Origin of the sequence: Halobacillus sp. KGW1 (assembly GCF_001592845.1) — a bacterium.
Lineage (GTDB): Bacteria > Bacillota > Bacilli > Bacillales > Halobacillaceae > Halobacillus.
In genome coordinates, this window is the sequence record NZ_LSOC01000004.1 from 207,437 (window position 1) to 232,432 (window position 24,996).

The window sequence follows — 24,996 nt, forward strand, 5'->3', positions numbered from 1 at the left end:
TCCTGCATACCAGGTATATATTCCTATTATACATCAGCATCCGAGAAATCGGCCAAAGTTCCTCCTTCTTCTCTTCCCACCTTATGAGAAAAAAAAAACCCGAACGGAGTGACCGTTCGGAGTTTTTCATACGCTGTTATTTTATGATTTTATCCGCATAGACCGTTGGGGCGATTCGGGCCTGGGCAATGAGGACAGGCCACCAGAACGGACTTCCCCGCCACCCGTTCTCTTTCTTTCCTTCCTGTCTCAACATCAGGAGTGCGGGGGAGCTTTCCGCCACTTTTCTTGCCAATGCAAGCTCTCCGCTGCCTTTACCTGGAGTATCCGGAGAGTTTTCGAACTTCCCATCCTTCTTGAACCGCTTCACCTGTCGATGAGTGCGGGATAACAACCATACATAGTCACCGTTATCGGATTCTGCACAAAGGTAATCGATCAACGCTTCATACTCATCCAGGTGGAACGTGTACCCTTCTTCCATTTCCAGCGTTTCATACACAATCCGAAGCATCTCTTTAGCTTCGGATTTACGGATGAGGAAGGCTCCGTTTTCTTCCCGGACAGCAGACGCCTTCGCCTTATCTATCAGCTTGTCCAAAGTATGAATATGCTTTTGAATATTCGTTTTGTATCCCGTCTGGAAGCCTGTCGGAAGGATCCTTTTATGCGGTTTGATCATTGTCAGACTGGAGAGCATGATCTTATTAGGGCTGCAAGGCAGGATCTCTTCCTTTCCATCCCTTTGTATGAAGACAACGCCCTGCTGATGTCCGCCTTTCTCAAAGACACGGCGCAGCTCTGCGTCAAATTCATGAATCCTCTTCATCACATCATAAATCTTTACCGTCGTATAGAAACGGGTAACAGCAAGATCTGCGACAGGACGGGCTCCGTACATTCTTGAATGTTGGAGAACCGTATCCTGTTGAAAAGATTTCGGGTTCCTTCCATAGAAGAAGCCGATCAAATGATGAACGGTCACTCCACGGTCCAGAATCTGTCCACCAATAAAAATGTTCATCGGGGCGCGCAGCTGCAATTCTCCCTGATCATCAAGCAAATCACGGATATCTCTTTCCGAGTTGACGACACTGCTGACCAGATGCTCCTCAAGCAGGGAATGGCGTACCTCTTCATAAATATCAGGAAACTCAGGGACCGGATGCTTCTTCAACTTACTTACGGAACGAATGATTCCGTCAAAAGAGGTGCGGATCAATTCCCGGAACAATTCGGACTGCTTTTCCGCTTCCGTGGTCAGAAGCGTCCGGAACCCGTCCATCAATTCCGCCTGCCAGCTGTGGGCGCTTTTCCCTCGTTCCGTGTGGATGATAAAGGCATACTTCTTCCGCTTCTGCCCCATCGCCCGCTGCTGCCAGCGGCGAATGCTTGCGCCTACAAGGAAGTTCATGACGGCATGACGGATATTCGCAATAGACTTCTGGGTGAGCAGACGGTCCATCTTCACACGGCGTCCGTCCATTTTCTTCATTACTTCCAGCTCTTTCTCCTCGACCGGATGAAAAAGATAGGAAGCAAGATGACCTTCCTGCTCACTCATTTCGAAGTAGACTTCCCCTCCGATATACCGGTCGTGAACAGGGACTAATTCCGTGAACGCAGGCCGGACCGGTTCGAACACCTTCCCTTTATGGAACGTTAAGTCTTCCGGCTGCAGATAGAGAGAATACGGTGTCGCCGTTACCTGAAGAAATGCCGGTTGGGCAAGCAGCTGCCGCAGTTCATTGATTTTTGTTGCGATGACTCGCAGCTCGGTAATGTTCTGATCCCGCTTATGTTCATAGGCAACACTTGCGAAATCCGCTTCATCATCGATGAACAGTACGCGTTTTCCGGCTAGCTCCGGATACTTCTCAAGCATGGTTTCCTTCAATCGATCGAGATTGCGGGTTTCCTTTTTTACGACAAATGCCAGCTTCTGAGACCATTCATATTTAGAAAGTCGATCCGGCATTTTCATAATGTCATACACCCGCATGGCGTCCGCCTTCAGCGGAGCTTCGAACTCCTCCTCTAACCGGCTGCATGTCTGTCTGACGAGCGCATTCGTTCCTTTCGTCAACAGGATGACGACATCGAATCCGTTATCATACATCAGTCCCATCACCCCAAGGAACGTCCTCGTCTTCCCGGACTGTACCTTGCCGAGAAGCATACCCGGACGGCTTTCACTCGTCGTTGTGTCCAGCAGCTTCGCAGCTGTACGAACCATACATTCTCGGAACGGCTGTTTATATTTATTTTTTATATTTAAATGTTGAAAAAAATCCCCATCGGTTATCAAGGGCTTCGTCTGCAAAGGCATGTTCATTCTCCTTTTTCTCAAAACACGCCTATTATATCGTACTTTCCTGCATCGCTAAAGCACAAAGTCTACCGCTCAGCCCGAGGAAGCGTCCGCTCCTCTTCATCCAAGTCCCTTCCGAAAAGCCTGCTGACCCGCTGTTCCGCTTTCCTCTCGACCTCTTCATCAATATGGGAAATAATCTGGGAGATGGCATAGGCAATCACGGCACTGTCATCCGCTAAACCTACACCGGGTATGAAGTCCGGAATGAGGTCTACCGGAAGAATCAAATAACCGAGGGCACCCATAATCGTGAGCTTCGCTTTCTTGGGCGTTTCCGGTTTTCGGAAGGCATAATAGAGGAGCAGGCTGTAGTAGACGACCTTCGCGCCGAGGCGTCCACTGTACCGGCGCAGTTTCTCCCCATACTCTTTTTCTGAGAAATGAGCGCGCCCTTTCTCTATTGCCTGCTTCGGATTTAACTGCTTAAGCCTTTCTTTGTAACTTTTCGTGGATTTCATAGGTTTTCCTCCTCTTGGTGTACTTTTGACGAAACCCATCCTTCTTAAACCTTTCCATTCATTAATAGATAAAACCGCAGAGGAATTTTCCCCTGCGGTTCTTCCTTTAATTATACAAGAACATTACTTTTTTCAAATTTTGGAATCCAAGCCCCGTGCGCATCTATGAGCTCATCGCAAAGAGAGACGATATCATCGAGCGACAGCTCTGCAGCCGTATGAGGATCGAGCATCGCGGCGTGATAGATATGATCACGCTTGCCGGTGATAGCTGCTTCGATCGTCAACAGCTGGGTATTTATATTCGTGCGGTTCAAGGCTGCCAACTGCTCCGGCAAGTCACCGATACGGCATGGAGTGACACCATTTCTATCGACAAGACAAGGGACCTCTACGACCGCCTTGTTCGGAAGATTTGAAATAAGTCCTCCTGTATTTAATACATTACCATGAAGGCGGAACGGACGATCTGTTTCCATCGCATCGATGATATACGAAGCATATTCATGTGTCCGCTCATGGGTCAAATTCGAATTATGCACGACTTCCTCCCTCATCTTCTCCCAATCGCTGATCTGCTTCACACAGCGGCGAGGATATTCATCAAGAGGTATATGGAACCGCTCAATCAATTCCGGATAACGACCTTTGATAAAGTACGGATGATACTCCGCATTATGTTCCGACGATTCCGTCACATAGTATCCGAAGCGGTTCATCAATTCAAAACGCACCATATCATCATGTTTCTCTTTCTGCTTTTCCTGTGCACGCCTTTTGATTTCCGGATAAAGATCTTTGCCGTCCTTCTTCACTTCAAGAAGCCATGCCATATGATTGATGCCGGCAATTTTCCACTGGATGTCCGTATCATCCATATTTAACGATCGAAACAATTCGGGTACTGCTGCTTGAACGCTGTGGCAGAGGCCGACCGTTTGGACGGAAGTGTGGTGGAGCATTGCCCCTGTAAGCGCGGCCATCGGGTTCGTATAATTAAGGAAGAGAGCGTCTGGACAAACTTCCTCAATATCCTGAGCAAAATCCATCATTACCGGAATCGTGCGCAAAGCACGGAATATCCCGCCAATCCCCACCGTGTCTGCAATCGTTTGACGCAGGCCGTATTTCTTCGGAATGTCGAAGTCGATTACGGTACTTGGCTTATACCCTCCAACTTGAATCGCATTGATGACATATTTGGCGCCACGAAGAGCTTCTTTACGATCCGTATAAGCTTTCACGGTCACGGTACTCCCCGTACTCTCTTTCAAGTTTTTCAACATTCGCTCCGACTCACTCAACCGCTGCTGGTCGATATCGAACAGGGCAAATTCAAATCCTTGAATACTCGGAGTGAGCATACAGTCACCAAGTACGTTTTTAGCGAAAATCGTGCTTCCTGCACCTAAGAATGTAATTTTAGACATGATATATTCTCCTAACTCTTAATAGATTAGCCTTTAATTGATCCTGAAGATAGACCAGCGACAAAATACTTCTGTAGAAATAAAAACAGAATCGTCATTGGAAGCATGGACATAAGAGCAGCAGAGGCGACCAGATTTAAGTTGTTTTGATTCTGCCCGAAGAAGCCGGCCAAGGCTACCGTCAGTGTCTGTACTTCTTTATCCTGAAGGAAGAAGATTGCAAATTGATAATCATTCCAGATAAATACACAGGAGATGATTAATACCGTCGCGGTAATCGGCTTGAGAAGTGGAAATACAACACGGAAGAAAATCATCAACGTGTTGGCCCCATCCATTTTTGCTGCCTCTTCCAGCTCCTTCGGTACAGTCGACCGGATGAAGCCCGCATATAAGAAAATCGTCAAAGGAAGAAACGCAGCCAAGTTATTCAGAATGGCAACCGTCCTCGTGTTCATCAACCCGATATCCACGACCAGCTGGTACAACGGAACAAGTGCAGTCAATGGTGGAATAATCATGATAGCGATAAAAAGAAAATAAACGAACTTATTCAATCTCGTATTCAAACGCGCCAAAGGATACGCTGCAAGCGAGCCAAAGATAATCAACAGGACGGCTGCACATGCAGTAATCACCATCGTATTAAAGAAGGCTGTACCAAGACTCGCTGTTTCCCATGCTTGGGTAAAGTTCTGGAAACTCCACGATTCCGGTAAAACCCAACGCGAACTGAAATCGTTATTCGCTTTAAAAGCTGTCGTTATGAGAATGTAGAAAGGAATAAGGTGAACGATCGAGATGACGATGGCCACGATCGTCCATAGTTTCTTAGATTTCTTCCCGGAATCATTCACGATGCATCGACCTCCTTACGCTTGAAGTAGACAAGAGCGAGCAGACTCAATATCAGGATAATAAATGCCATCAGCACACCCTGGGTCGCTGCATAACCGGCATCCTGTCTGTTGAAGTAAAGCGAGTACATGAATGTCGACATCGATTGCGAGGCGTTTCCCGGGCCACCGTTCGTCAGTGCCACGATCACATCGAACAACTTTAGTCCGCCAATGATATTTAAAACCATATTGATAGTAATGGCGGGCATCAACAACGGCAGGGTAATGCTCTTGAATTTCTGAAGAGCGGATGCTCCATCGATATTCGCCGCTTCATAGTAATCTTTAGAGATCCCCTGAAGGCCGGCTAAGTATATGATCATCGCAATTCCAACGAACTGATAAGTATTCACGAAGACAATGATCCACGGGTTCAAGTCAGGGTTACCGAGCGCATTGACACTCTCCATTCCAAAGAGCATCAATACATCATTCAACGCCCCATTCTGATATGCGAAGAAGAAATACCAAATGTAACCCATGACAAGCGGGCTGATGATGACAGGTAAATATACAATCGTTCTCGTCACTGCCTTAAAACGGATGCTTTGGTTAAGCAGAAGTGCATAAAGCAGACCGATCACATTTTGAAAGATTGTACTTCCGATACCATATAGCAGCGTATTCTTTACAACGAGCCACGTATCCGGGTCTTGAAACATTCTTGTATATTGCTCGAACCCCACCCAGTTTTTCGTCTGCGAGAACCCGTTCCAATCTGTAAAGGATACACGAATCCCGTTCAAGAACGGATAAAGGATAAACACAGATACGACGAGGAGGGCCGGTAAGTACATCCACCAAAGGGACCCGGATCTGCTTTTCTTCTGTCGTTTTCTCTCTGAACGATCTTGCTCCTTAACGAGCGTCCTTTCTGTTTTTCGAACCATTTCACTCATGATATCCATCTCCTATAATAGATGCTGGATTTTCAAGGAGGGTTGTCACCCTCCTTCTATTCTCTCAATCTTGTATATTCTTCGGACATTTTCTCTGAAACTTCCTTCGGACTCATGGAATCGGACAACAACTCCTGGCCAGTAGCCCCCATAACATCCCACATACCGCTCGGTAGATAGATACGGTCAAAATAAGGCTCGACCATCACACCTTCATATTTGTCATAGTATGCTTTGAAATAGTTGTCTGCATCGATGCCGGTCAATCCAGCAGGCAGAGAGGTTCCTTCCGCTACTTTCTTGGCAACTTCCGGACGCGCCAAGTATTCAATGAATGTCTCCGCTTCTTCCATGTGTTCCGTATTTTTTGAGACAGCGACAGTATGACGCTCGCCGCCGATCCAGCTTGGTTCATCTCCATCATGAATGATCGGCATAGGAATAACTCCGACCTTAACATCAGGATTAAGCTCTTCTACAGCTGTCCCGATGGAGCCTCCGCCAAACACAAAGCCAATCTTTCCTTGCGCCATCAATTGTGTACGCTGTTGTATTTGAGCTGTCAATACATCTTTATTCAATAACTCTTCATCTTGCATTTCCTTCAATTTTTCCGGAAGATACGTATAGTTGGACCAGTCAAACGTGCCATCCAATAGTTCTTCTTCGTAATTATTCTCTTCGTCTGTAACCAGTAACGGTGTTGCAAATTGATCGAAATATTGTCCGAAAGCAGATTTGTCCGAACCATTAATCCAGAGCGGCGTCACTTCTCCACCGCTTTTCTCTTTAATAGTCTCTAAAGCTGCCATGAACTCATCAAATGTCGCAGGAGGTTCGATTCCATACTCCTCCAGTAAGCTCTCGTTATAATTTATTCCATCTTTCGCCTGATTTAATGGATACGCATATACCATTCCATCCTCATCCTTAAGAATGGTATCAAGAGCAGGATCCAGTCGTTCCACCCACTCCATATCACTTAAATCAGCCACATATTCCCCATACCTTTGCCGTGACCAACCATGGGTATCAAACAGATCCGGCATATCGTTTGCAGCCATTTTCACACGGATCATATCTTCATATCCGCTCCCCGGATAATTGTCTTCAATGTCGATGTCCGGATACTCTTCTTCAAATTCTTTGATGGTTTCCTGTAATACCTGCTTATCTTCTTCCGTAGTCGCCGTCGAATAAAAAGTAAGTACCGTTTTATCCCCATCTCCGCTGGCAGAGCTGTCTGAGCAGCCGACAAGGAAAACACCTATAATGGCTATGACAATAAGGCTGTACCATCTATTGTTCATCGTTGTTCCTCCTAAATGTAGTCATTCTTTACCCATACGAGCGAAACATTTGATTCCCTTATAAGTAATCCGATATACTTTAAGCGCTGAAGCTGATCCCTAAGCAAGACAGTCTTCAGCTGTTTACCACTGTGCATCTGCCTGTCCTTCCCAAAACAGGTGGATGTACGAATCATTTCTTTCCCCCAAGGCCTCACCTCCTTAAAGCTGTAAAGGTATTAGGATATCCCCTTTTTTTGCAAATCCCTTTTCCTGCTCCCACAGCTTTCACGAATAATTAATTCGGTAGGAAGAACCACCTTCATTGGGATGTTGCGGCCTTCCAAGCGGTCGATCATAAGCTTCACCCCGGTCTTCCCCATTTCTTCTGTATGCACTCGAACTGTAGTAAGTGGTGTGCTCGCATAGCTAGCCAACTCGATATCGTTGAACCCTATGATCGCTACATCATCAGGCACTTGATAATTGTTTTCTTGAAGTGCCCGCAGCGCGCCGACCGCCATCGCATCACTGGATGCAAACACTGCTTCCGGGACTCTGCTGCTCTCAATCATCTCTTTCATCAGCCGATACCCCTCCGAAATACGGAACTGCCCAACCAAACATTTTTCTTCGGCGAATAGCCCCTTTTCCTCCATAATCTTTCGAAACGTGGCTTTTCTTCCTTCTTCCAGATCTTCCGTCCTGTCCACGAAATGCTCTACTTCCTGTCCACCTATGAAACCAATATCCTTATAGCCAAGTTCAAGCAGGTGTTCAACCGCCTGTCTGGTTGCATGTTCAAAATCAATTACTACCGCATCGTACACATCATCGTTCGTCGAATGGTTTATATAAACGACATTCTCCAAATGATCCGTAAGCGCCCTCAGAAGCTCTTCACTTATTCTCCCGACAACGATCAAATTTTTGATTTCATCACTTATTTTTCCAGCCTTCAGTTGACTCAATCGAAGAACCTCTGCCAGATCCAGCCCTCTCTTTTCACACTCACTTTCCACCCCCTGTCTTATATGGATAAAGTACGCGTCATTCAATTCCTCTTCAAGGGAATGGCAGATGAGAACACCTACTTTCCCGGGAATTGTCTTCGAAGTATTCGTACCTTTTCGTTCCTGCACAGTCTTATAACCTAATTCTTTCGCTATACTCAATATTTTTGATCTCGCCTCCGGTGAAACGGAAAGCGTCGTATCATGATTTAACACTCTTGAAACGGTGCTGCTTGAGTAATTGGCACGCAAAGCTATTTCCTTGATCGTAGTCATGAATTACTCCCTCTCCAAACATTAGTAAAACTTTAGTAAATATTATCGTTACATGAATAATACCAGAACAATTAAGCGCTTTCAATATTATTTTCAGAAAAATTAAACGATTATTGCCTGGTTTTGTCTCCTTTCTCTCCCTGATCTATATCCACCCGATAATTACCTCTAATAAACTTTAGTAAATTTACGCATAAAAAAAAAGCTTCCGGGGTTAGCCGGAAGCTTTTCTTTAGGACTTATTTTTGAACGTTAGCCGCTTGTGGGCCACGGTCGCCTTCAACGATTTCGAAAGAAACTGTTTCGTTCTCTTCAAGAGTTTTGAAACCTTCGCCTTGGATTGCAGAGAAGTGTACGAATACATCATCTTGACCTTCTACTTCAATAAAACCGAAACCTTTTTCTGCGTTGAACCATTTAACTGTACCTTGTAACATATTGTTACCTCCTGCGTGGAATAAATCCACATTGTATTACTATTATTGCTCTGCAAATTCATTCAAGACGAAAGTGACTTAACAGTTACTTAAGCTTTCATTCGTAAACGAACAAGAATAATTAACTTTAACTATATAGGATCTTAGGTCATCTGTCAAGCGCCTGTGGATTTTCTTTTTAATATCCATTCTTTTAAACCATAACCTAAGACGTTTACTTCCAATAATATCAATAAGAAAAATGGCATTGTATCCGGAAAGAATTCTTGTTATTATAGTCTCTATTATCAAAAAACTTCAACAATTATTACACCAAGAAGGAGCTATACTTATGGAAAAAAAGATCCCTTTTTCAACCTATGCCGTCATCGGCACGATGCTGTTCGGAATGTTTTTTGGAGCAGGGAACCTCATCTTCCCCATCCAGCTCGGACAGCTGGCGGGTACAAACTTCTGGCCGGCTTTAATCGGTTTTCTGGTGACGGCGATCGGCCTTCCTTTCATGGGAATATTGGCCATCGGGTTATCCGGAAGCAGTGGTCTGCGTGATCTTGCCGGAAGGGTTCATCCCATCTTCGGTCTCGGATTCGCAGCAGTCCTTTATTTGACGATCGGACCATTCTTCGCTATTCCACGGACAGCGACCGTACCTTTCGTCGTCGGTTTCGAGTCCTTTATTCCGGAAGGCCAAACCACCCTTTGGCTTGCTGTTTTCAGCTTTGTGTTTTTCGCAATCGTCTATTATTTCTGCCTGAATCCCGCAAAAGTGATGGATTACATCGGAAAATATCTGACACCGGCCTTTTTAGTGTTCTTATTCCTATTAATTATCGTAGCACTTGTCAGACCGATGGGCAGTTTCCAGCCACCATCCGGAGACTACACTGATCTTGCCTTTATGACCGGATTCACGGAAGGATACAATACAATGGATGCTCTTGCTTCCCTCGCCTTCGGTATTGTTGTCATCAATGCTATTAAGAGCAAAGGCATCACGGATAAGAAAGCTGTCGCCAAAGCGACTTGGAAGTCAGGAATTTTCGCCATGGGATTGATGATGCTTATTTATGGTTTAATCACCTACATGGGCGCTTCAAGCGTTATGTCCATCGGCTTGTTCGACAATGGAGGCGTCATATTCGCTGAAGTGGCTAAGCATTACTTTGGATCGTTCGGAGCTGTTCTTCTCGGTATCATCATCGTTCTTGCATGTCTAAAGACAAGCATCGGCTTAATTGCTGCGTGCAGCGAGTTCTTCCACGAAATTGTACCGAAAGTCAGCTATAAAACATTTGTGTTTCTGCTTTCTTTCGTATCTTTTTTAATTGCAAACCTGGGATTGACAAAAATTATCCAATTCGCAGTTCCTGTGCTGATGTTCTTATACCCTATCGCCATTGTCCTGATTTTACTCGGACTCGCTTCTTCGTTCTTCGGTAATAAACAAAAAGTCTACACCGTTTCCGTTGCTTTCACATTCTTCGTCAGCGTCATCGACGGCTACAATGCTTTGAAAGACAGCCTGCCGAATGCCGCTGTTTCGTTTCTTGATGTCGTGGACAGCGCCTATGCGGCCTACCTTCCGTTTTATGATATCGGCCTTGGATGGATCGTTCCGGCAGTCATCGGTGCTGCCATCGGTTTACTTTGGCCCGGGCACAATGATAGAGGACATACCGTTCCCGTTGATGCATGACCATCCAACTTTACGGAAGAAAAGGTTTATCTTAAAGAAACAAAACGCACCAAAAGCCCGCGCTTTTGGTGCGTTTTTCTATTCCTGTTCCCTTTTGTTTCCATGATGGAGCATCGACTCCTGCAAGACGCATAAGCTTTCGAATGACACCGTCATGGGTGTCATGCTTTGAGCGTCGTCCACAAACCGTGCCAGCAATAGGTCACTTCATCCGCGTTTCCTGTCAACTTCTGAGTCAGCCAGCCTAACAAATCCCTTCCATCTCTGTCCAGTTTCTCCATTGGGACAATCCCCCGACCTGTCTCCAAAAGGATAAATACGACCGAACGTCCGGCATGCCTGACGTCCTCGACGAAGGTGAAAAAAAGTTTCTTTACCTCCTCCAGCGTCATTCCTTGCTGAAGGGCTTCTCTGATCCATACCTCGAACCCTTCGAGAACAAGCGTCCCGTCATGCACAGTCTTCCATTCACACCATTGCCGGGATTCATAAGCACTCACCCAATTTAAAGAAGGGAAGTGTTCTCGGACGTATTTTCGTTTTCCTGAACAGGCACCTCCGACCACGACGTGCATGACCATCCCTCCTCTGATTTACTAACTCTAAAATAGCAGCCTTTTCCGTGTGGCGGACTTATATCCCAGAAGGATGCTTCCGGATGAAGGTGTTGATATAAAGAACGAATAACTCCCCCATGCGTAACGAGAAGAATCTGATCATAAGAAGATGAAACCATTTCCTTTAAAAAAACACCCACCCGATCGTGGAACTCAGGAAATCGTTCTCCTCCGTCAGGACCGGTATTCTGCCAATCTTTTAACCACCTCTGATAAGAAGGATCCTGGACAAGGTCTTCGTGTCTTTTCCCCTCCCATTTTCCGAATGATATCTCACGAAGACGGACGTCCTTCCACCCTTGCAGATCCGGCCTTAAATAGTGGAGGGTCTGCAGGCAGCGCCTCCTGTCACTTGTGAAGCAGGCATCAAAAGCGACCGTGGATAAGCTTTTTTTCAACTCAAACATCTCTTCCATCCGCTCTTCCATTACCGGTTCGTCCAAATGGCCGATATAGCGCTTCTCTATATTTGCCTTCGTCAGCCCATGACGAACCACATACAAATCCAAAGTACGAACAGCCCCCATAATTCTCCCCCCTCTATCGTTAATCCGATTAAATCTCCATTTACGCCACGGAAGTTCCTGACAATCCACCAACGTAAGATAAAGTAGTAGACGGCATAAGCTGCCATGAGAACGATCGTCCAAATGGATAACGCTCCCACACATACAACGACACCTACACCTATGATGACATCCCTTCGGTCCATATGCTTCTTCCACTCGAAAGCGAGACCCTTCTCCCGCATCAATGGAAGCTGATACAGAACGATCAATGCCGCTGCTCTGCTTAACGCAGGGATGAAGAAGATAGAAAAGAGCAGATTCTTATCAAGTCCATAAACGAACAGGCCGAAGATGAAGCTTGTTTTCCATGCCAGATGGAAAACGAGCGCTAATATCCCGAAACTCCCAACGTGGGGATCTTTCATGATCTCCCATTTACCTTCCAGTGGCTTGTTGGATCCTTTCGCATCGGCTGCATCCATCAGCCCGTCGAGATGAAGGCCGCCGGATACATATACCCACAGGGAAATGACCGCCAGCCCGCCAAACCATATAGGAAAGTAGAGCACCGTCCCCCACCATAGGGCTGCGAGCAGCATACCAATGATGAAACCTGCGATTCCATAAGATCGAAGAGCGCTTTTGATTGTCCTTTGTTCCCATGGACATTCGATGGTAAGCGGAATACGCGTCAAAAACTGAATGGCGAGAATCAAACCGTAAACGCCCGTCTTCAACCTATTCCTTCTTTCCAGGAAAGAGGGATGCCGGAAATGACCTGAAACGCTTCATCGGCTTTAGCTGCCAGGAGCTGGTGCACGTCCTGAAGGGTTCTTATGTATTCCATGACAGAAGGTTCCTGCACCGGAGTTCCCTCATTGACATCGTTGGATACGAAGATAAGCTGCAGCCGCTTCTCACGACCGATTCGCAGCAGTTCCTTAACCTTTTCCAGAATCATGCCCAGGTCCTCCTTTTCGTCATACATTAAATGACTGACCCATATGGTGACACAATCAATCAGCACAGCAGAACCCTCTTCCACATTCATTAAGTCCCCTGCTATATGAACCGGCGCTTCCATAGTGCGCCACTCTATCCCACGATCTTTGCGGTGCCGTATAATCCGGTCTTCCATTTCTTCATCCACTACTTCAGCTGTCGCAACATAAATAAGCTTTCCTGTGCTGGATTTAACCTTCGCCCTGCTCTCAGCAAAAGCGCTCTTGCCGGAACGGGCGCCTCCAGAAACGAACGTCACTGTCCCTTCCAAGCTGCCAGCACCTCCAACAGTCGATCGTTTTCTTCCTTCTTTCTTACAGCCAGCCTTATATACGTTCCTTCCAGTCCGGAAAACGTATGAGTGTGACGCGGAATGATTCCATTCTTAACCAGATAAACGAACAAAGGGTCGGAATTTGCCGCGGATGCATCCTTCAACAGATAGAAATTAGAAACAGATGGTGAAACCGTAAATCCAAGTTCATGCAAAGAAATCACTAATCGCTCCCGCTCTTCCTGTACAAAACGGCGGGTTTTATGTATATAGTCTGTTCGAGCGAGCAGATCGGGCAGTAAAGAAGCAACCACTCCGTTTACACTCCATGGGATCTGCACCCCGGCAACCCGCTTGATTTGTTCGGGTTGGGCCACTATGTACCCAAGGCGAAGACCCGGAACCGCATAGATTTTCGTCAAGGAACGCAGGATAATCAAGTTTGGAAAACGCTCCATTAACGGGAGGATATTTTGTTCCTCCAGCGGAAGGAAGTGAACAAAGGCCTCATCGACCACCACTGTCACCTCGGACTTTTCCGCTTCTTCAAGCATTTGTATGAGCCGATCAATCGGGATTATTGTACCCGTAGGATTATTAGGTCGACAAAGAAAAAGCAGGTCTGTTTGTGGGATCGCTGTCAGCACTTCCTGCACGGGAAAACCAAAATCCTCTTTTAAATTAAGACGCGTCACATCTATTTGATATGCTTCACATGCTCTTGCATACTCGGAGAATGCCGGCTCGATGATCAGCGCGGATTTACCCGCAAACAGATGTGCCACGAGGAAAATCGCTTCTGCTCCTCCGTTAGTAAGGCGAATCATGTCCGGTTCGACCAAGAGCGCATCGGCAAGCTCCTGCACTTCGCTGCGGTAATCAGGATCGGGATAGACATCCAAGGTACGGAATGCGGCAGCCAGAGAAAGATCGGGCGGTGGTCCCAGCGGATTTAGATTTGCACTGAAGTCCATCACCTTCTTTTCCCCCATATCATATCGTTGCATTATTTTTAACGGATTCCCGCCGTGTTCCGGCCATTCTTTCATCCTTTTCCTCTCCCTCCATCAGAAATAGTGAGTGATACCAATGACTATACCAACAAGTGCCAACACCACCACCCATGTACCGTGCATATACCGAACGGTTATTAATATGTCCGCCGCCTTCAGCTTCCTTCCTGCTGTTCCAAGCTCTGCACGGTAAGAAGGAATCCCTTCATAGAAATTCACACCTCCGAGACGGACACCGAGAAGCCCGGCACACATAGCTTCCGGGAATCCGGCATTCGGGCTCGGATGCTTTGCCGCATCCCGCCGTACGATGACAAGACCATTTTTACGCCTTGAATCTCTGACATGAAAAGAACCAATCCACATGGCTGCCGCTGTCACCCGTGCAGGCAGCCAATTGACGATGTCATCAAACCTGGCGGATGCCCAGCCGAAATTAAGGTAGCGATCATTCTTATAGCCGACCATCGAGTCCAATGTATTTGCTGCACGATAGGCGAACGCAAGCGGTCCACCGCCGATCAGTGCCCAAAGAACTGGGGCAATGACTGCATCGACCGTATTTTCGGCAACAGTTTCCACGGTACCACGCGTCACTTCGTTTTCATTCAGAGCTTCCGTATCCCTGCCTACGATCCAGCTGAGCTTTTCCCTGGCGGCTTCGATATTCCCGGCGCTTAAAGGCACCAGCACCTCATAAGCGGCCTTCTGAAGCCCTTTGATGGCAATAGTGGAAGATACAATATACCCTTCCACCAGAAAAGCCAGAACTGGATGGACCGCTTCCGCCAGAGTAATCAACACAAAGCTGATACTTGCAGCCCCTCCTACGATGACGATAACGAGCATTACACCCTTCTCCCTAAGACGTTCACCATTGTTCCACTTACCTTCAAGTCGACCGATAAGCTTTCCGATTCCGATTACCGGATGGGGAATCCACTTAGGGTCACCAATCCATAAATCCAGCCCTATTGCAAAAAGCAGAATATAGTAGTGATAAAGCCAGTCCATCAACGGGATCCCCTTTTCTCATATTTATCGAGGGACTCCCGTACACCGCGGTAGACAATCGTACCGATTGCCTGCCCGACGGCCGTCCCTGAGCCGGCATAGGGAGTCAGTGCCCCTACCTGTGTGGAGGCGACGACGGTACTATCTGTGGATGTACCGGTCGCTGTCGATCCCGTCACTGGATCCAGGACAGACCGGTCTGCCAACGCTTTCACCTTAGCTTCTGTCACGGATTGAACGGCATTGACGAGGGCACCGTCTGTCAAATGAGCATCAACAAAAACCATAATGTTGATCGTACCCGGCTGGATTGCACCCAGTTCTCTTCTTCTCGAAATATCGACCGCATTACCGACCCCTGCCGTCACTACAGCCATTACACCGATACCCTGAACGTTTTCTTTACAGATGACATAGTCCTGCAGATGGACAGCGGTCATCATTCCAATTGTTTGAGCGGGATCGACGCCTCTTGTTTTCATCCAGCTGATGACATCCGTTTCCGGTTCCCGGCAGTCGTAGGATAAATCTACATGAAAATTACAAAAGTCCGTAGACCAGCCGATACCACCGCCAATGACGCTGTTTGCCATCGTCCGAAGCGGCCGGGTAAATTGGAGATGTATCCATTCCGCATTTTGAATGATTTGATAATCCGGGATCGTACCCGTCTCCTGATTGGGTGTTACCACGATTTGTGACTTCGGTATTTCCGGGTGATAATGATGATGGACAGGAACATCGTACACTTCCTGCAATAAATCCTCCTGCTGCAGCAAGGACAGATCCCCTGTTGCGACTAGTTTCCCTTGCTGCAGTAACCCGACATCATCTGCGAACAACGCGGCCGTATTCAGGTCGTGGAGGATTGCCACAATCGTCAGATCATGATCCCGTTGATGCTTCTTCAAATGTTCCAGCATGACGACTGTATGCTTGATATCTAAATGGTTTGTCGGCTCATCCAGGAAAAGGATCTTCGGCTGCTGCGCCAATGCCTTTGCGAGCAGAACCCGCTGTTTCTCTCCACCGCTCAAGGTACGGAACGGTTGATTCTCATAGCGGCGGACATCCGTCTCTTCCATTACAGCATCCACGATACGAAGATCTTCTTTCGTCGTGTGCTTTAACCACCCTCGTTGATGAGGATATCTTCCAAGCGTAACGATTTCTCTGACCGTAAAGTCGAATTCCACATACGATTCCTGGGAGAGCACAGCCATCATTCTTGCCTTTTCCCGGGGAGAAAACGTATGCAGAGACCTGCCGAACAGTTGAATAGTTCCCGTCGCTGCCGGCAGTATCCCTGTAATTAATTTAAACAGGGTCGTCTTTCCGCTTCCATTCGGACCAAGCAATGTAAAGAACCGGCCGGTTTCAATCGACAAATCAATATCATGGACAATCCGTTTGCTTTGATATCCTCCTGATACACCTTTCATCATTATCATGATTCGTTCCTCCTGAATCGCTCTCTGATCATAAGTAAAGCAAAGATCGGTGCGCCGATCAGGGCGGTGATGACACCAATCGGCAATTCTTCCGGTGCCACAATCGTCCGTGCAAATAAGTCGGCGAGAATCAGGTAACCACCGCCGGCAAGCGTGGATAACGGCAGGACATGGCGGTGGTTGGGCCCAACAAGCATTCGGATGAAATGAGGGATGACCAGTCCGACGAATCCTATTTGTCCGGATACGGCGACGGCAGCCCCTGTCAACAGCGATGCGCCGACGATGACCATCACTTTCCCTCGATTCACGTGCACTCCCAAGTGTTCGGCAGACTCCTCACCAAGCGCCATCGCATTTAATTCGCGCGTTTTGAACAGGAGAAGCAGGACCCCAACGACGAAAAACGGAAGAAGCAATTGGACATGACTCCATCCCCGCATCCCGACATTCCCCATCAGCCAATAAAGAATCTGCCGCATATCTTCTCTTGAACTCAAGGCAATGATTAAGGAAATGACCGCACTGATGAAAGAACTAACGATAATACCAGCCAGAATGATCGTCTCGATCGCAAGCGTTCGATTGGCCAGGTGGGTCACCCCGAAGACGATAAGCATCGTGATGAATCCGGAGATAATCGCTACAACCGGCAGCGTGAATTCGCCTAGAAACGAAATCGTAATTTGGAAATACAGCACGCATACAGCACCGAGGGCGGAACCGGACGAAACGCCGATTGTGTACGGATCAGCCAGCGGGTTCCTCAACAATCCTTGGAAAGCAGCACCTGCAATGGAAAGGGAAGCACCTACGAGAAGCGCCAGCAGTACCCGTGGAAACCGTATTTCCCAAATGATCAGTTCGGTGGATTTCTCGACTGTCTCTTCCCGCAAAGTAATCCCGAGCGTTTTATTAAGCAGAAGATCGAGGACAACCGGGATCGGGAAATCGACACTGCTGTTTAAAACGCCAAGAAGGGTCGCACCAAGTACGAACCCTCCCAACAAGATGTACATCCACCCGATCTTATTCAGTAAATACTTCTGGATAAATGAGCTTTCCAAGCGTCTCTACTCCATCGATCAAACGCGGTCCCGGACGCGTCACCGTATCGTTATTCACATCGAAGACCTGTTCCTGCTTCACGGCAGGAACTTCCGCCCATCCCGCTCGGTCAAGCACCTGCTCCTCCGGATTATCGACATAGTAGCCGTAAGTGGTGATGATGACATCAGGATTCTTCTGTACGGCTTCCTCTTCCGTCATCTTCACCCAACCTTCCTGGTCGGCAGCCGTATTTTCGGCATGGATCGCCTCCAGCATCTCATTCATGAAGGTTCCTGTACCGGTTGTATAAATATCAGGACTAGGAGCGACCTCCACCCAAACCCGTTTCTTTTCCTCGACAGCTTCTGCCTTCTCTTTGATCTTTTCCAAGCTGGACTGCATGTCGCCTACAAGCTCATCCGCTTCTTCGGATGCCCCTTCCACATCACCAAGCAGTTCGATATGGTCATATACAGCATCAAAAGACTCCGCACTGTCGACAACAACAACGTCGATACCGGATTCTTCGAATTTATCTAGAATATCGCGATTATTCTCCTGGTGGAAATCTGTCACCAGCGCAAGATCCGGATCTAAAGATAAAATCTTCTCCACATCCATTTCCTGAGCTCCAATTTTTTCTATATCATTTGCTTCCTCCGGATAGTTGCTGTATGTATCGACACCAATCAACTTATCGCCCTGACCGAGCGCAAATGTAATTTCTGTGTTGCTCGGTATTAAGGATACGATCGTCTCCGGCTCCTCTTCGATGGTAACTTCCTCTCCACTTCCGTCTGTGACCGTGACCGGGAATTCGGCAGAATTTCCCTGCTGATCAGTCGTTTCCTCCGCACCAGCATCTGCGCCCTGCTCCGTTTCATTGGAATCATCACTGCAACCGACAGCAAACATCAGAAGCATACCCATAACAAACGGCATGAACCAGTGTGTTCTTTTCATGTATCTTTCCCCTCCCTATTTTTGCTCACAAAAAAACGCCATTCTCTAAGAAAAAGGCGGTCGTCGAAGGAGGCGGAATGATACACGCTGATAAATAAACGCACACATCACGCTCGTTCGAAGCAGACCTTTAACCCGAAAGTCTCTTCTCGAACACGTCAGGCAGGTCTCCTGGCTCCGTTTCATCGTCAAGCTGCCCTTCCCGTACAAACAGTGGCACGCAGCTTTCCTCAACGTTACAGTGGCGGGACCGCATCGGATTTACACCGATTTCCCTTTTCACCTACAGCATGTAGGACCTGATCGCGGAATATTCGAATTTTTGTGATGATTCTATTATAGAATCCCGTCGGAAAAAAGTAAATCTTGTCATAGCCTTCATAGGGGCCCTGCTTCTGCTCCTATCTACGCTGGTACTGCTCCATTATGTCTTCCAGTCTATCTACGTCTAAAAAACCTGTGACGTGCGCTGCTAAACGATCATAAGCTTCCAACCGGAGTTGTTCATACAACACGTGCGCTTCCGCCTCCTGCAATCCTTTTCGTTTCCTGAGCTGGTTGAGAAACAGATGGCGGAACTTGTCGTTATGGAACACACCGTGAAAATACGTCCCATATGCTCCGTCGCTTACGGAACCATCAAGGAAGGAATCGACATCCCCCGTCCTCTCTGTCTGTCCCATATGGACTTCATAGCCTTGAATATTCAGCTCTTCTCCCGAGAAATGAACCTTCATGCTTGAGCGAACCGTCCGTTTCTCTGTAAGCATTGTCGTCTTTAGTGGAAAAATCCCGATCCCTTCCACTTCGATGGCTTCAGATTCTACTTTTTGAGGATCATGGATCTTCTCCCCCATCATTTGATAGCCGCCGCAAATCCCGAAGATGATGGTTCCTTGAAGGTGAAGCCTTCTGACAGCGCGGTCCAACCCCAGCTCCTTCATGAACTGACAGTCTTCCAGCGTATTTTTCGTTCCGGGAAGAATGATCAAATCGGGTTTTCCCAATTCTTCCGGCTTTTGAACAAGCCGTACGTGGCAGTCCGTTTCAAACCGAAACGGATCGATGTCTGTAAAATTAGAAATGCGCGGAAGATGAATGACAGCGATATCCAAATCCTTGGCATCGTCGGGGAAACGGCTGTATTGATGGAGACTTAAGGAATCTTCCGCATCCATCGCAGCATCTTCCAGGAACGGAACGACACCCAGAACCGGGATACCTGCATACGCTTCAAACCAATCCAAACCGGGCTGAAGCAGAGACACATCTCCGCGGAATTTATTGATGATTACACCGCACACTCTCTTTCTATCAACCGGATCAAGCAGCTGCAGGGTTCCGACAAGGCTTGCAAATACGCCTCCTCTGTCGATATCCCCTACAAGGATGACCGGAGCATCCGCCATTCTTGCGATACTCATATTGACAAGTTCACGGTCGTTTAAATTCACTTCTGCCGGGCTTCCGGCACCTTCGATTACGATTCTTTCAAAACGACCAGCTAAAGATTGATAAGCTTCTCGTATTACCTGTTTGGCAGTCTCGTAATATTCCTTCCGGTACTCGGATGCTTTCATATTCCGGAGCGGCTTCCCATGGACGACAATTTGGGATTCATCATCCTTCGTCGGCTTGATCAATACAGGGTTCATCATCGTCTCTGCCTCGACACCGGCTGCTTCCGCCTGCACCCCCTGCGCGCGTCCGATTTCTCTGCCATCTATAGTGATATAGGAGTTGAGCGCCATATTCTGCGACTTGAACGGGGCGACAGCATATCCTTTTCGTGCAAAAATCCTGCACAAAGCCGTAACCATCATACTTTTCCCCGCATCTGAGTGTGTGCCCTGGATCATAATTGGTACGGCCTTCATGAATTGCGAACCTCCCTGCATTTATTCAGGAAAGCATCCACAACGGATGGGTTCGATGCAAAGTGTATATGCGTGTACCCTGCGACAATATTCTTATGAATGACTCCTTCTGTCCCTTCTCCGAATGTTCCTTTAACGAAGTAGGCCGGCGTATGCTCCTCATCCGGGCGATATACAGAATAGTGGAACTCGTGACCTCTTGCGGTTTCCCCTTCAGGAAGAAGAAAATTCCCGGGTCCTCCATGGATTTCCCTGTATCCGACAGCAGCCAGCTTTTCCTGCATATGCATGTCCCCGGAAATAGCCCCAACCATGGCATGTCCGTTGATGGCCTTTGTTAAAAACATGAATCCTCCACATTCCGCTAGGACAGGAAGCCCTTCTTCGACGCGAGCCAGGAACGCTTTTCTCATGTCTTTCTGTTCCGAGAGTCGTTCGGCATAAAGTTCAGGAAAGCCGCCGCCCAGATAAACGCCGTCCGCCACTTTAGGAATTTTCTCTCCAGCTAACGGAGAAAAACGAAGCACTTCTACACCGCGCGCCTCCAAAAGTTCGAGATTTTCCGGGTAATAGAAGTTGAACGCCTTATCCTCCGCAATCGCTATCTTAAGAGAAGAAGAAGCCTGCTGTTGAAATAACGGCGAAGGGGGAACCTCCATCCAAGGCTTACTCTCACTTATCTGCAGCAGTCGCTCCATATCTACGGTTTCCATGACGGCTCTTCCCATCTTGTTAAAAAGGTCATCCAGCTCTCCCCTTTCAATGGCTGGGATCAACCCAAGGTGTCGTTCCGGCATCTCTAACTCTGTCATGCGAGGGAGGTACCCGCACACCGGAATACCGCACTCCTGTTCTACCGCTTCTTTGATAATCCGATAGTGCCCTTCGCTTCCGACTTTACTTGCAATGACACCGGCAATGTCCGTCGTGTCATCAAATAACTGGTATCCTTTCACGATGGCTGCGGCGCTTCTTGCCATCTTACTGCAGTCAACGACAAGAATGATAGGTGCATCAATTTTCTGACTGATTTCCGCGGTCGACCCTTGATTGGATGTCGCGTACTTACCGTCGTACAGTCCCATGACTCCTTCGACAATCGAGATATCTGCCGTGTCACTTCCTTTTTGAAACACTTCCGCCAACACGTCATCCGGAAGCATCCAACTATCCAGGTTCCGCGCCGGCCGCCCCGTTACCGCTTTATGAAGACTGGGATCGATATAATCCGGTCCGCACTTGAATCCCTGTACGTTCCATCCCTGCTGCTTCCATGCCGCCATTAACCCGAGTGTAATCGTCGTTTTACCGGCACCGCTGGCTGCGCCGGCTATCACCAAGCGTTTTCTCATCAATATTCAATGCCGCGCACCGCCGGCACTCCTTCATCGTAGTAATGCTTCTCGACGTGCACATTGGAAACAAGATCGGCCAGCTCCTTAATTTCCTCCTTGGCACTTCTCCCTGTAAGGACAAGATGAACGTGCTCCGGTTTATGGCGGATCAGCTCCTGCACTTCCTCCAATGGCAGTACATCATCGACCGGGAATGTGTCGATCGCCAGGGCATTGTTTATTTCATCAAGGACGACCACGTCATACTCGCCGGACATGACGGTTTGTTTCGCTTCCGCCCACCCGGACTTCAACGCTTCCCTATGTACATCCGGAGTTTTCAGCCAGGTGAACCCCTCTCCGAGCTGCACCATTTCCACACCCAGCTTCTCAAGCGCCTTCATTTCTCCATAGCTCCGTTTCTTCGATTTGATGAATTGGAGGATTTTTACGTTCATTCCCTGCCCGACCGCTCTCACCGTCAGTCCGACGGCAGCTGTTGTCTTTCCTTTTCCATCTCCGGTGTAAACCAGAGTCAATCCTTTCCGTTTTGCTCTTGCCATGTCATTCACTCCTTTTTATTTTTTCTGAATAATCACACAGAATCTCTATGATCATAGCAAAGGAACGACATTAAAAAAAGCAGGCGCCCTTTTCTTTCACACGAAAATGATGGACAGAGCGGGATTCAAGGCTGAACAATTTTTTTCAACAAAAAAGCAGGCCGCCGGCCTGCTTTTTATTTCTGCTCAATCATGGAACTTCCTTTTAACATAACGAAGCATTTCTTCCTTCCCGCCAGTGGCTTCATCTTCCTCCCATAATGTGCCTGAAAAGATAAAGCCAAGCTTCTCCAACAAGCGGGTCGATGGTTCATTCTGAGGATGTACTTTGGCTTCCACCTGCTCCATCCCCCAGCGATGAAACGCATGATCTACAAGAGTGGAAACTACTTCTGTACCATAGCCCTGCCGCCAGTAAGCCTTGGCGATCTCATACCCGATTTCTACTGTTCCGGCACTATCGTTCACCGCATTATAACCACAGGACCCGATGATACGTCCTGCGTTTTTAGTCTCGAGGGAATAACGAATGGCTTCTCCCTTTTCAGCCAGTGCATTCATAAGAGCGATCATACGGACGGCTTGATCCCGGCTGGAGAATGGTTCGATATTCATAAATTCCGCAACCTCCGGATCGGACCATACAGCGAATAGGTACGGCGCATCTGCTTCTTTACATGGACGCAGATGTAATCGTTCGGTGTACCATTCTTCTATCAATCTCTTTCTCTCCCTTCGCTTCTGTTCTACTCCTTTAGAAACGTCGGTTCTCTGCGCATCGTTTCCCCCTTCCCTAACTCTTGTTCTACGTTCGTATTAGAAATCGGCTTCAGATCCGGACGCTTGAAACACGTCCCAATGTCCGTTCATCATGGAGGTGTAAACCCGTTTCACGATATGATCTTCGTCTCCGGTCGTAATCTCGAACGTGTCCGATCCTAAGTAGTTAATAGAATCAATGTCTTCTGATTGAAACTGATCGCTTTCTTCCAAGTAATCCGCCAGAACCCCTTCTTCATTCCATTCATAGTAAAGATTGTAAGGCCCGAAAACATTACATCCGGCGAATACCAATAAAGCAGCGAAAACAGTCAGAATCACTATACGCTTTCTCATAGTCACTCTCCTCTATTCTCTTATCGATAGATTCCGAGTTTCATCATATATCCTAGAATTAAATTTGTAAATATTACCCAATACGATCAACCTGTTTCCGCACCGCCTATGTGATTTACTACGCGTCTTCTCACATAAATAACCAACAAGAATGCAACAACCATCTCCGCCATCGGCAAAGACAGCCAAACGCCGGCTGGCCCGAGGAACAGCGGCAGAATCCATAAGAACAGAAGCAGAAGTACAAAGCTTCTGAGCAGAATGATGAGGGTGGAAGAGCGGATCTGTCCGATCGATTGAAAATAGGTCATATAAACAAAGTTGAAGCCAAGGAATAAATAAGCAATAAAGAACAATCGAATTCCGTCTACGGCGAGCGAGCGGACGTGTTGAGACTCAAGACCGAACAACGATACGAGAAGCGGCGCTGCGAGAAGTCCGACAACAAGCAGTACGACGCCCATTACCAAAGCAGTAACCTCCCCAATCTTCACACTCTCCCGAATCCGGCCTCTCTCTTTAGCGCCGTGATAATAACTGATCATCGGTTGAAGCGCCGATTCGATTCCGAAGAACGACAGGAACATGAAGCCGTGCAAATAATTGATAACGGAGAAAGCGGCGACTCCATCCGTTCCGAGCATGCTTACGATTGCCAGGTTATACGCTGCAACAAAGACAAGCGCCCCCGCCTCTGCAAGGAAGCTTGGAAATCCGATCGAGAAAATCGCACCCAGACCAGACCAGCTCCACTGGAAAGCAAAAGGTCGGAGTTTTGTGTCACTGCGAAAGAAATGGATGAGTAAAACAAAAATACCGAGAACACTCGCAAGAATGGTGGCCAAGGCAGCACCAAACACGCCCAGACCCAATATGAAAATCATATAATAATTCAAACCGATATTGGTGACTGCTGTTATCCCAAGTGCAACCATCGAAAGCACAGGGCCTCCATCGTTTCTAACGAATATACTAAGCAGCTGCTGCAGGGCAATAAGCCACCCAAGGGAGAAAAGGACCTGTAAGTACTCCACTGTATGTGAGAGCGTCTCTGCGTTCGCCCCTAACATTCGGGCTGCCGCTTCCACTTGAAAATATCCGACCGTACCGATGAGAGCAAGGATGAGGATCGTCGTTATAAGAGACAGAGAAAAAACACTCCGCGCCTGTTCCATCTGACGTTCCCCGATCCGGATGGAATACAGCGTTCCGCCACCGATACCGATCCATAAAGCAATGGAAAAAATAAGCGAGAAAACCGGCATGGCTAAATTGACGCCGGCAAGACCTTCCGCACCGACCCCGTTACCGACGAAAATTCCGTCGATCAGGATATTGATGGACATCAGCATCATTCCGAACAAAGAGGGAAAGAAATACTGGAAGAATACTTTTTTTACTGGTTGATGCTGCAAAATGCTGTGTGTATTTGTCATCATGGT

At 47.5% G+C, this 24,996-nt stretch carries 24 protein-coding genes and 1 riboswitch; of the genes, 1 reads left to right on the forward strand and 23 read right to left on the reverse strand.

The window, feature by feature from the left end; translation table 11 throughout:
• Nucleotides 1-136: 136 nt before the first annotated feature.
• The 8 genes from AXG56_RS15970 to AXG56_RS16005 form a co-directional block, all read right to left on the reverse strand.
• On the reverse strand, nt 137-2,329 hold the full coding sequence (locus tag AXG56_RS15970) for a Z1 domain-containing protein (protein WP_062515429.1): 2,193 nt from the start codon (nt 2,327-2,329) through the stop codon (nt 137-139).
• Nucleotides 2,330-2,397: 68 nt separating this feature from the next.
• A complete protein-coding gene (locus AXG56_RS15975) occupies nt 2,398-2,832 on the reverse strand; it encodes a YkvA family protein (protein ID WP_008633841.1) in 435 nt (144 codons plus the stop codon).
• Between the two features lie 110 nt (nt 2,833-2,942).
• Nucleotides 2,943-4,262, reverse strand: coding sequence for an alpha-glucosidase/alpha-galactosidase (locus tag AXG56_RS15980; protein ID WP_008633842.1), 1,320 nt, complete (start codon nt 4,260-4,262; stop codon nt 2,943-2,945).
• Nucleotides 4,263-4,288: 26 nt separating this feature from the next.
• Nucleotides 4,289-5,119, reverse strand: coding sequence for a carbohydrate ABC transporter permease (locus AXG56_RS15985; RefSeq protein WP_026578669.1), 831 nt, complete (start codon nt 5,117-5,119; stop codon nt 4,289-4,291).
• The gene (locus tag AXG56_RS15990; RefSeq protein ID WP_008633844.1) at nt 5,116-6,060 is read right to left on the reverse strand and encodes a carbohydrate ABC transporter permease; all 945 of its coding nucleotides are present in this window, start codon (nt 6,058-6,060) and stop codon (nt 5,116-5,118) included. The genes AXG56_RS15985 and AXG56_RS15990 overlap by 4 nt, the downstream gene beginning before the upstream one ends.
• 56 nt (nt 6,061-6,116) lie before the next feature.
• Nucleotides 6,117-7,370: an ABC transporter substrate-binding protein gene (locus AXG56_RS15995; RefSeq protein ID WP_062515431.1), complete on the reverse strand. Its 1,254-nt coding sequence runs from the start codon at nt 7,368-7,370 to the stop codon at nt 6,117-6,119.
• Between the two features lie 218 nt (nt 7,371-7,588).
• Entirely contained in the window at nt 7,589-8,638 is a 1,050-nt protein-coding gene (locus AXG56_RS16000) for a LacI family DNA-binding transcriptional regulator (RefSeq protein ID WP_008633849.1), read from the reverse strand.
• Between the two features lie 239 nt (nt 8,639-8,877).
• Nucleotides 8,878-9,075 (reverse strand): cold-shock protein, encoded by a 198-nt coding sequence (locus tag AXG56_RS16005; protein ID WP_008633850.1) that lies wholly within the window; start codon nt 9,073-9,075, stop codon nt 8,878-8,880.
• A gap of 331 nt (nt 9,076-9,406) precedes the next feature.
• Here AXG56_RS16005 and brnQ point away from each other — a divergent pair, with 331 nt between their 5' ends.
• A complete protein-coding gene (gene brnQ, locus AXG56_RS16010; protein WP_035388630.1) occupies nt 9,407-10,771 on the forward strand; it encodes a branched-chain amino acid transport system II carrier protein in 1,365 nt (454 codons plus the stop codon).
• A gap of 161 nt (nt 10,772-10,932) precedes the next feature.
• Here the strand turns inward: brnQ and AXG56_RS16015 are convergent, their stop codons facing one another.
• From AXG56_RS16015 to AXG56_RS16085, 15 genes are all read right to left on the reverse strand, one after another.
• A complete protein-coding gene (locus AXG56_RS16015) occupies nt 10,933-11,346 on the reverse strand; it encodes a bifunctional adenosylcobinamide kinase/adenosylcobinamide-phosphate guanylyltransferase (RefSeq protein WP_026578673.1) in 414 nt (137 codons plus the stop codon).
• A complete protein-coding gene (locus AXG56_RS16020; protein WP_008633858.1) occupies nt 11,277-11,915 on the reverse strand; it encodes a histidine phosphatase family protein in 639 nt (212 codons plus the stop codon). The genes AXG56_RS16015 and AXG56_RS16020 overlap by 70 nt, the downstream gene beginning before the upstream one ends.
• Nucleotides 11,867-12,634 carry an adenosylcobinamide-GDP ribazoletransferase gene (locus tag AXG56_RS16025; RefSeq protein WP_008633860.1) on the reverse strand — a complete coding sequence of 256 codons (768 nt, stop codon included), beginning with the start codon at nt 12,632-12,634 and terminating at the stop codon, nt 11,867-11,869. The genes AXG56_RS16020 and AXG56_RS16025 overlap by 49 nt, the downstream gene beginning before the upstream one ends.
• Nucleotides 12,631-13,170: a bifunctional adenosylcobinamide kinase/adenosylcobinamide-phosphate guanylyltransferase gene (locus tag AXG56_RS16030; RefSeq protein ID WP_008633862.1), complete on the reverse strand. Its 540-nt coding sequence runs from the start codon at nt 13,168-13,170 to the stop codon at nt 12,631-12,633. The genes AXG56_RS16025 and AXG56_RS16030 overlap by 4 nt, the downstream gene beginning before the upstream one ends.
• Nucleotides 13,155-14,222, reverse strand: a complete 1,068-nt coding sequence (gene cobD, locus AXG56_RS16035; RefSeq protein WP_062515432.1) for a threonine-phosphate decarboxylase CobD — start codon at nt 14,220-14,222, stop codon at nt 13,155-13,157. Before cobD ends, AXG56_RS16030 begins: the two co-directional genes overlap by 16 nt.
• An 18-nt stretch (nt 14,223-14,240) precedes the next feature.
• On the reverse strand, nt 14,241-15,200 hold the full coding sequence (gene cbiB / locus AXG56_RS16040; RefSeq protein WP_026578676.1) for an adenosylcobinamide-phosphate synthase CbiB: 960 nt from the start codon (nt 15,198-15,200) through the stop codon (nt 14,241-14,243).
• On the reverse strand, nt 15,200-16,651 hold the full coding sequence (locus tag AXG56_RS16045; RefSeq protein ID WP_062515434.1) for an adenosylcobinamide amidohydrolase: 1,452 nt from the start codon (nt 16,649-16,651) through the stop codon (nt 15,200-15,202). Before AXG56_RS16045 ends, cbiB begins: the two co-directional genes overlap by 1 nt.
• On the reverse strand, nt 16,648-17,718 hold the full coding sequence (locus tag AXG56_RS16050) for an iron ABC transporter permease (protein ID WP_008633876.1): 1,071 nt from the start codon (nt 17,716-17,718) through the stop codon (nt 16,648-16,650). Before AXG56_RS16050 ends, AXG56_RS16045 begins: the two co-directional genes overlap by 4 nt.
• Entirely contained in the window at nt 17,681-18,664 is a 984-nt protein-coding gene (locus AXG56_RS16055; RefSeq protein ID WP_026578678.1) for an ABC transporter substrate-binding protein, read from the reverse strand. Before AXG56_RS16055 ends, AXG56_RS16050 begins: the two co-directional genes overlap by 38 nt.
• A 143-nt stretch (nt 18,665-18,807) precedes the next feature.
• Nucleotides 18,808-18,982: riboswitch (cobalamin riboswitch) on the reverse strand.
• Between the two features lie 83 nt (nt 18,983-19,065).
• Nucleotides 19,066-20,541 (reverse strand): cobyric acid synthase, encoded by a 1,476-nt coding sequence (locus AXG56_RS16060; protein WP_062515436.1) that lies wholly within the window; start codon nt 20,539-20,541, stop codon nt 19,066-19,068.
• Nucleotides 20,538-21,893, reverse strand: coding sequence for a cobyrinate a,c-diamide synthase (locus tag AXG56_RS16065; RefSeq protein WP_062515438.1), 1,356 nt, complete (start codon nt 21,891-21,893; stop codon nt 20,538-20,540). The genes AXG56_RS16060 and AXG56_RS16065 overlap by 4 nt, the downstream gene beginning before the upstream one ends.
• Complete coding sequence (locus AXG56_RS16070; protein ID WP_008633884.1) at nt 21,893-22,438, reverse strand: cob(I)yrinic acid a,c-diamide adenosyltransferase; 546 nt, start codon at nt 22,436-22,438, stop codon at nt 21,893-21,895. Before AXG56_RS16070 ends, AXG56_RS16065 begins: the two co-directional genes overlap by 1 nt.
• 186 nt (nt 22,439-22,624) lie before the next feature.
• A complete protein-coding gene (locus tag AXG56_RS16075) occupies nt 22,625-23,158 on the reverse strand; it encodes a GNAT family N-acetyltransferase (protein WP_062515440.1) in 534 nt (177 codons plus the stop codon).
• A gap of 96 nt (nt 23,159-23,254) precedes the next feature.
• Entirely contained in the window at nt 23,255-23,554 is a 300-nt protein-coding gene (locus AXG56_RS16080) for a hypothetical protein (protein ID WP_062515442.1), read from the reverse strand.
• An 86-nt stretch (nt 23,555-23,640) separates the two neighbouring features.
• The gene (locus AXG56_RS16085; protein ID WP_062515445.1) at nt 23,641-24,993 is read right to left on the reverse strand and encodes an MATE family efflux transporter; all 1,353 of its coding nucleotides are present in this window, start codon (nt 24,991-24,993) and stop codon (nt 23,641-23,643) included.
• Nucleotides 24,994-24,996: the final 3 nt, after the last annotated feature.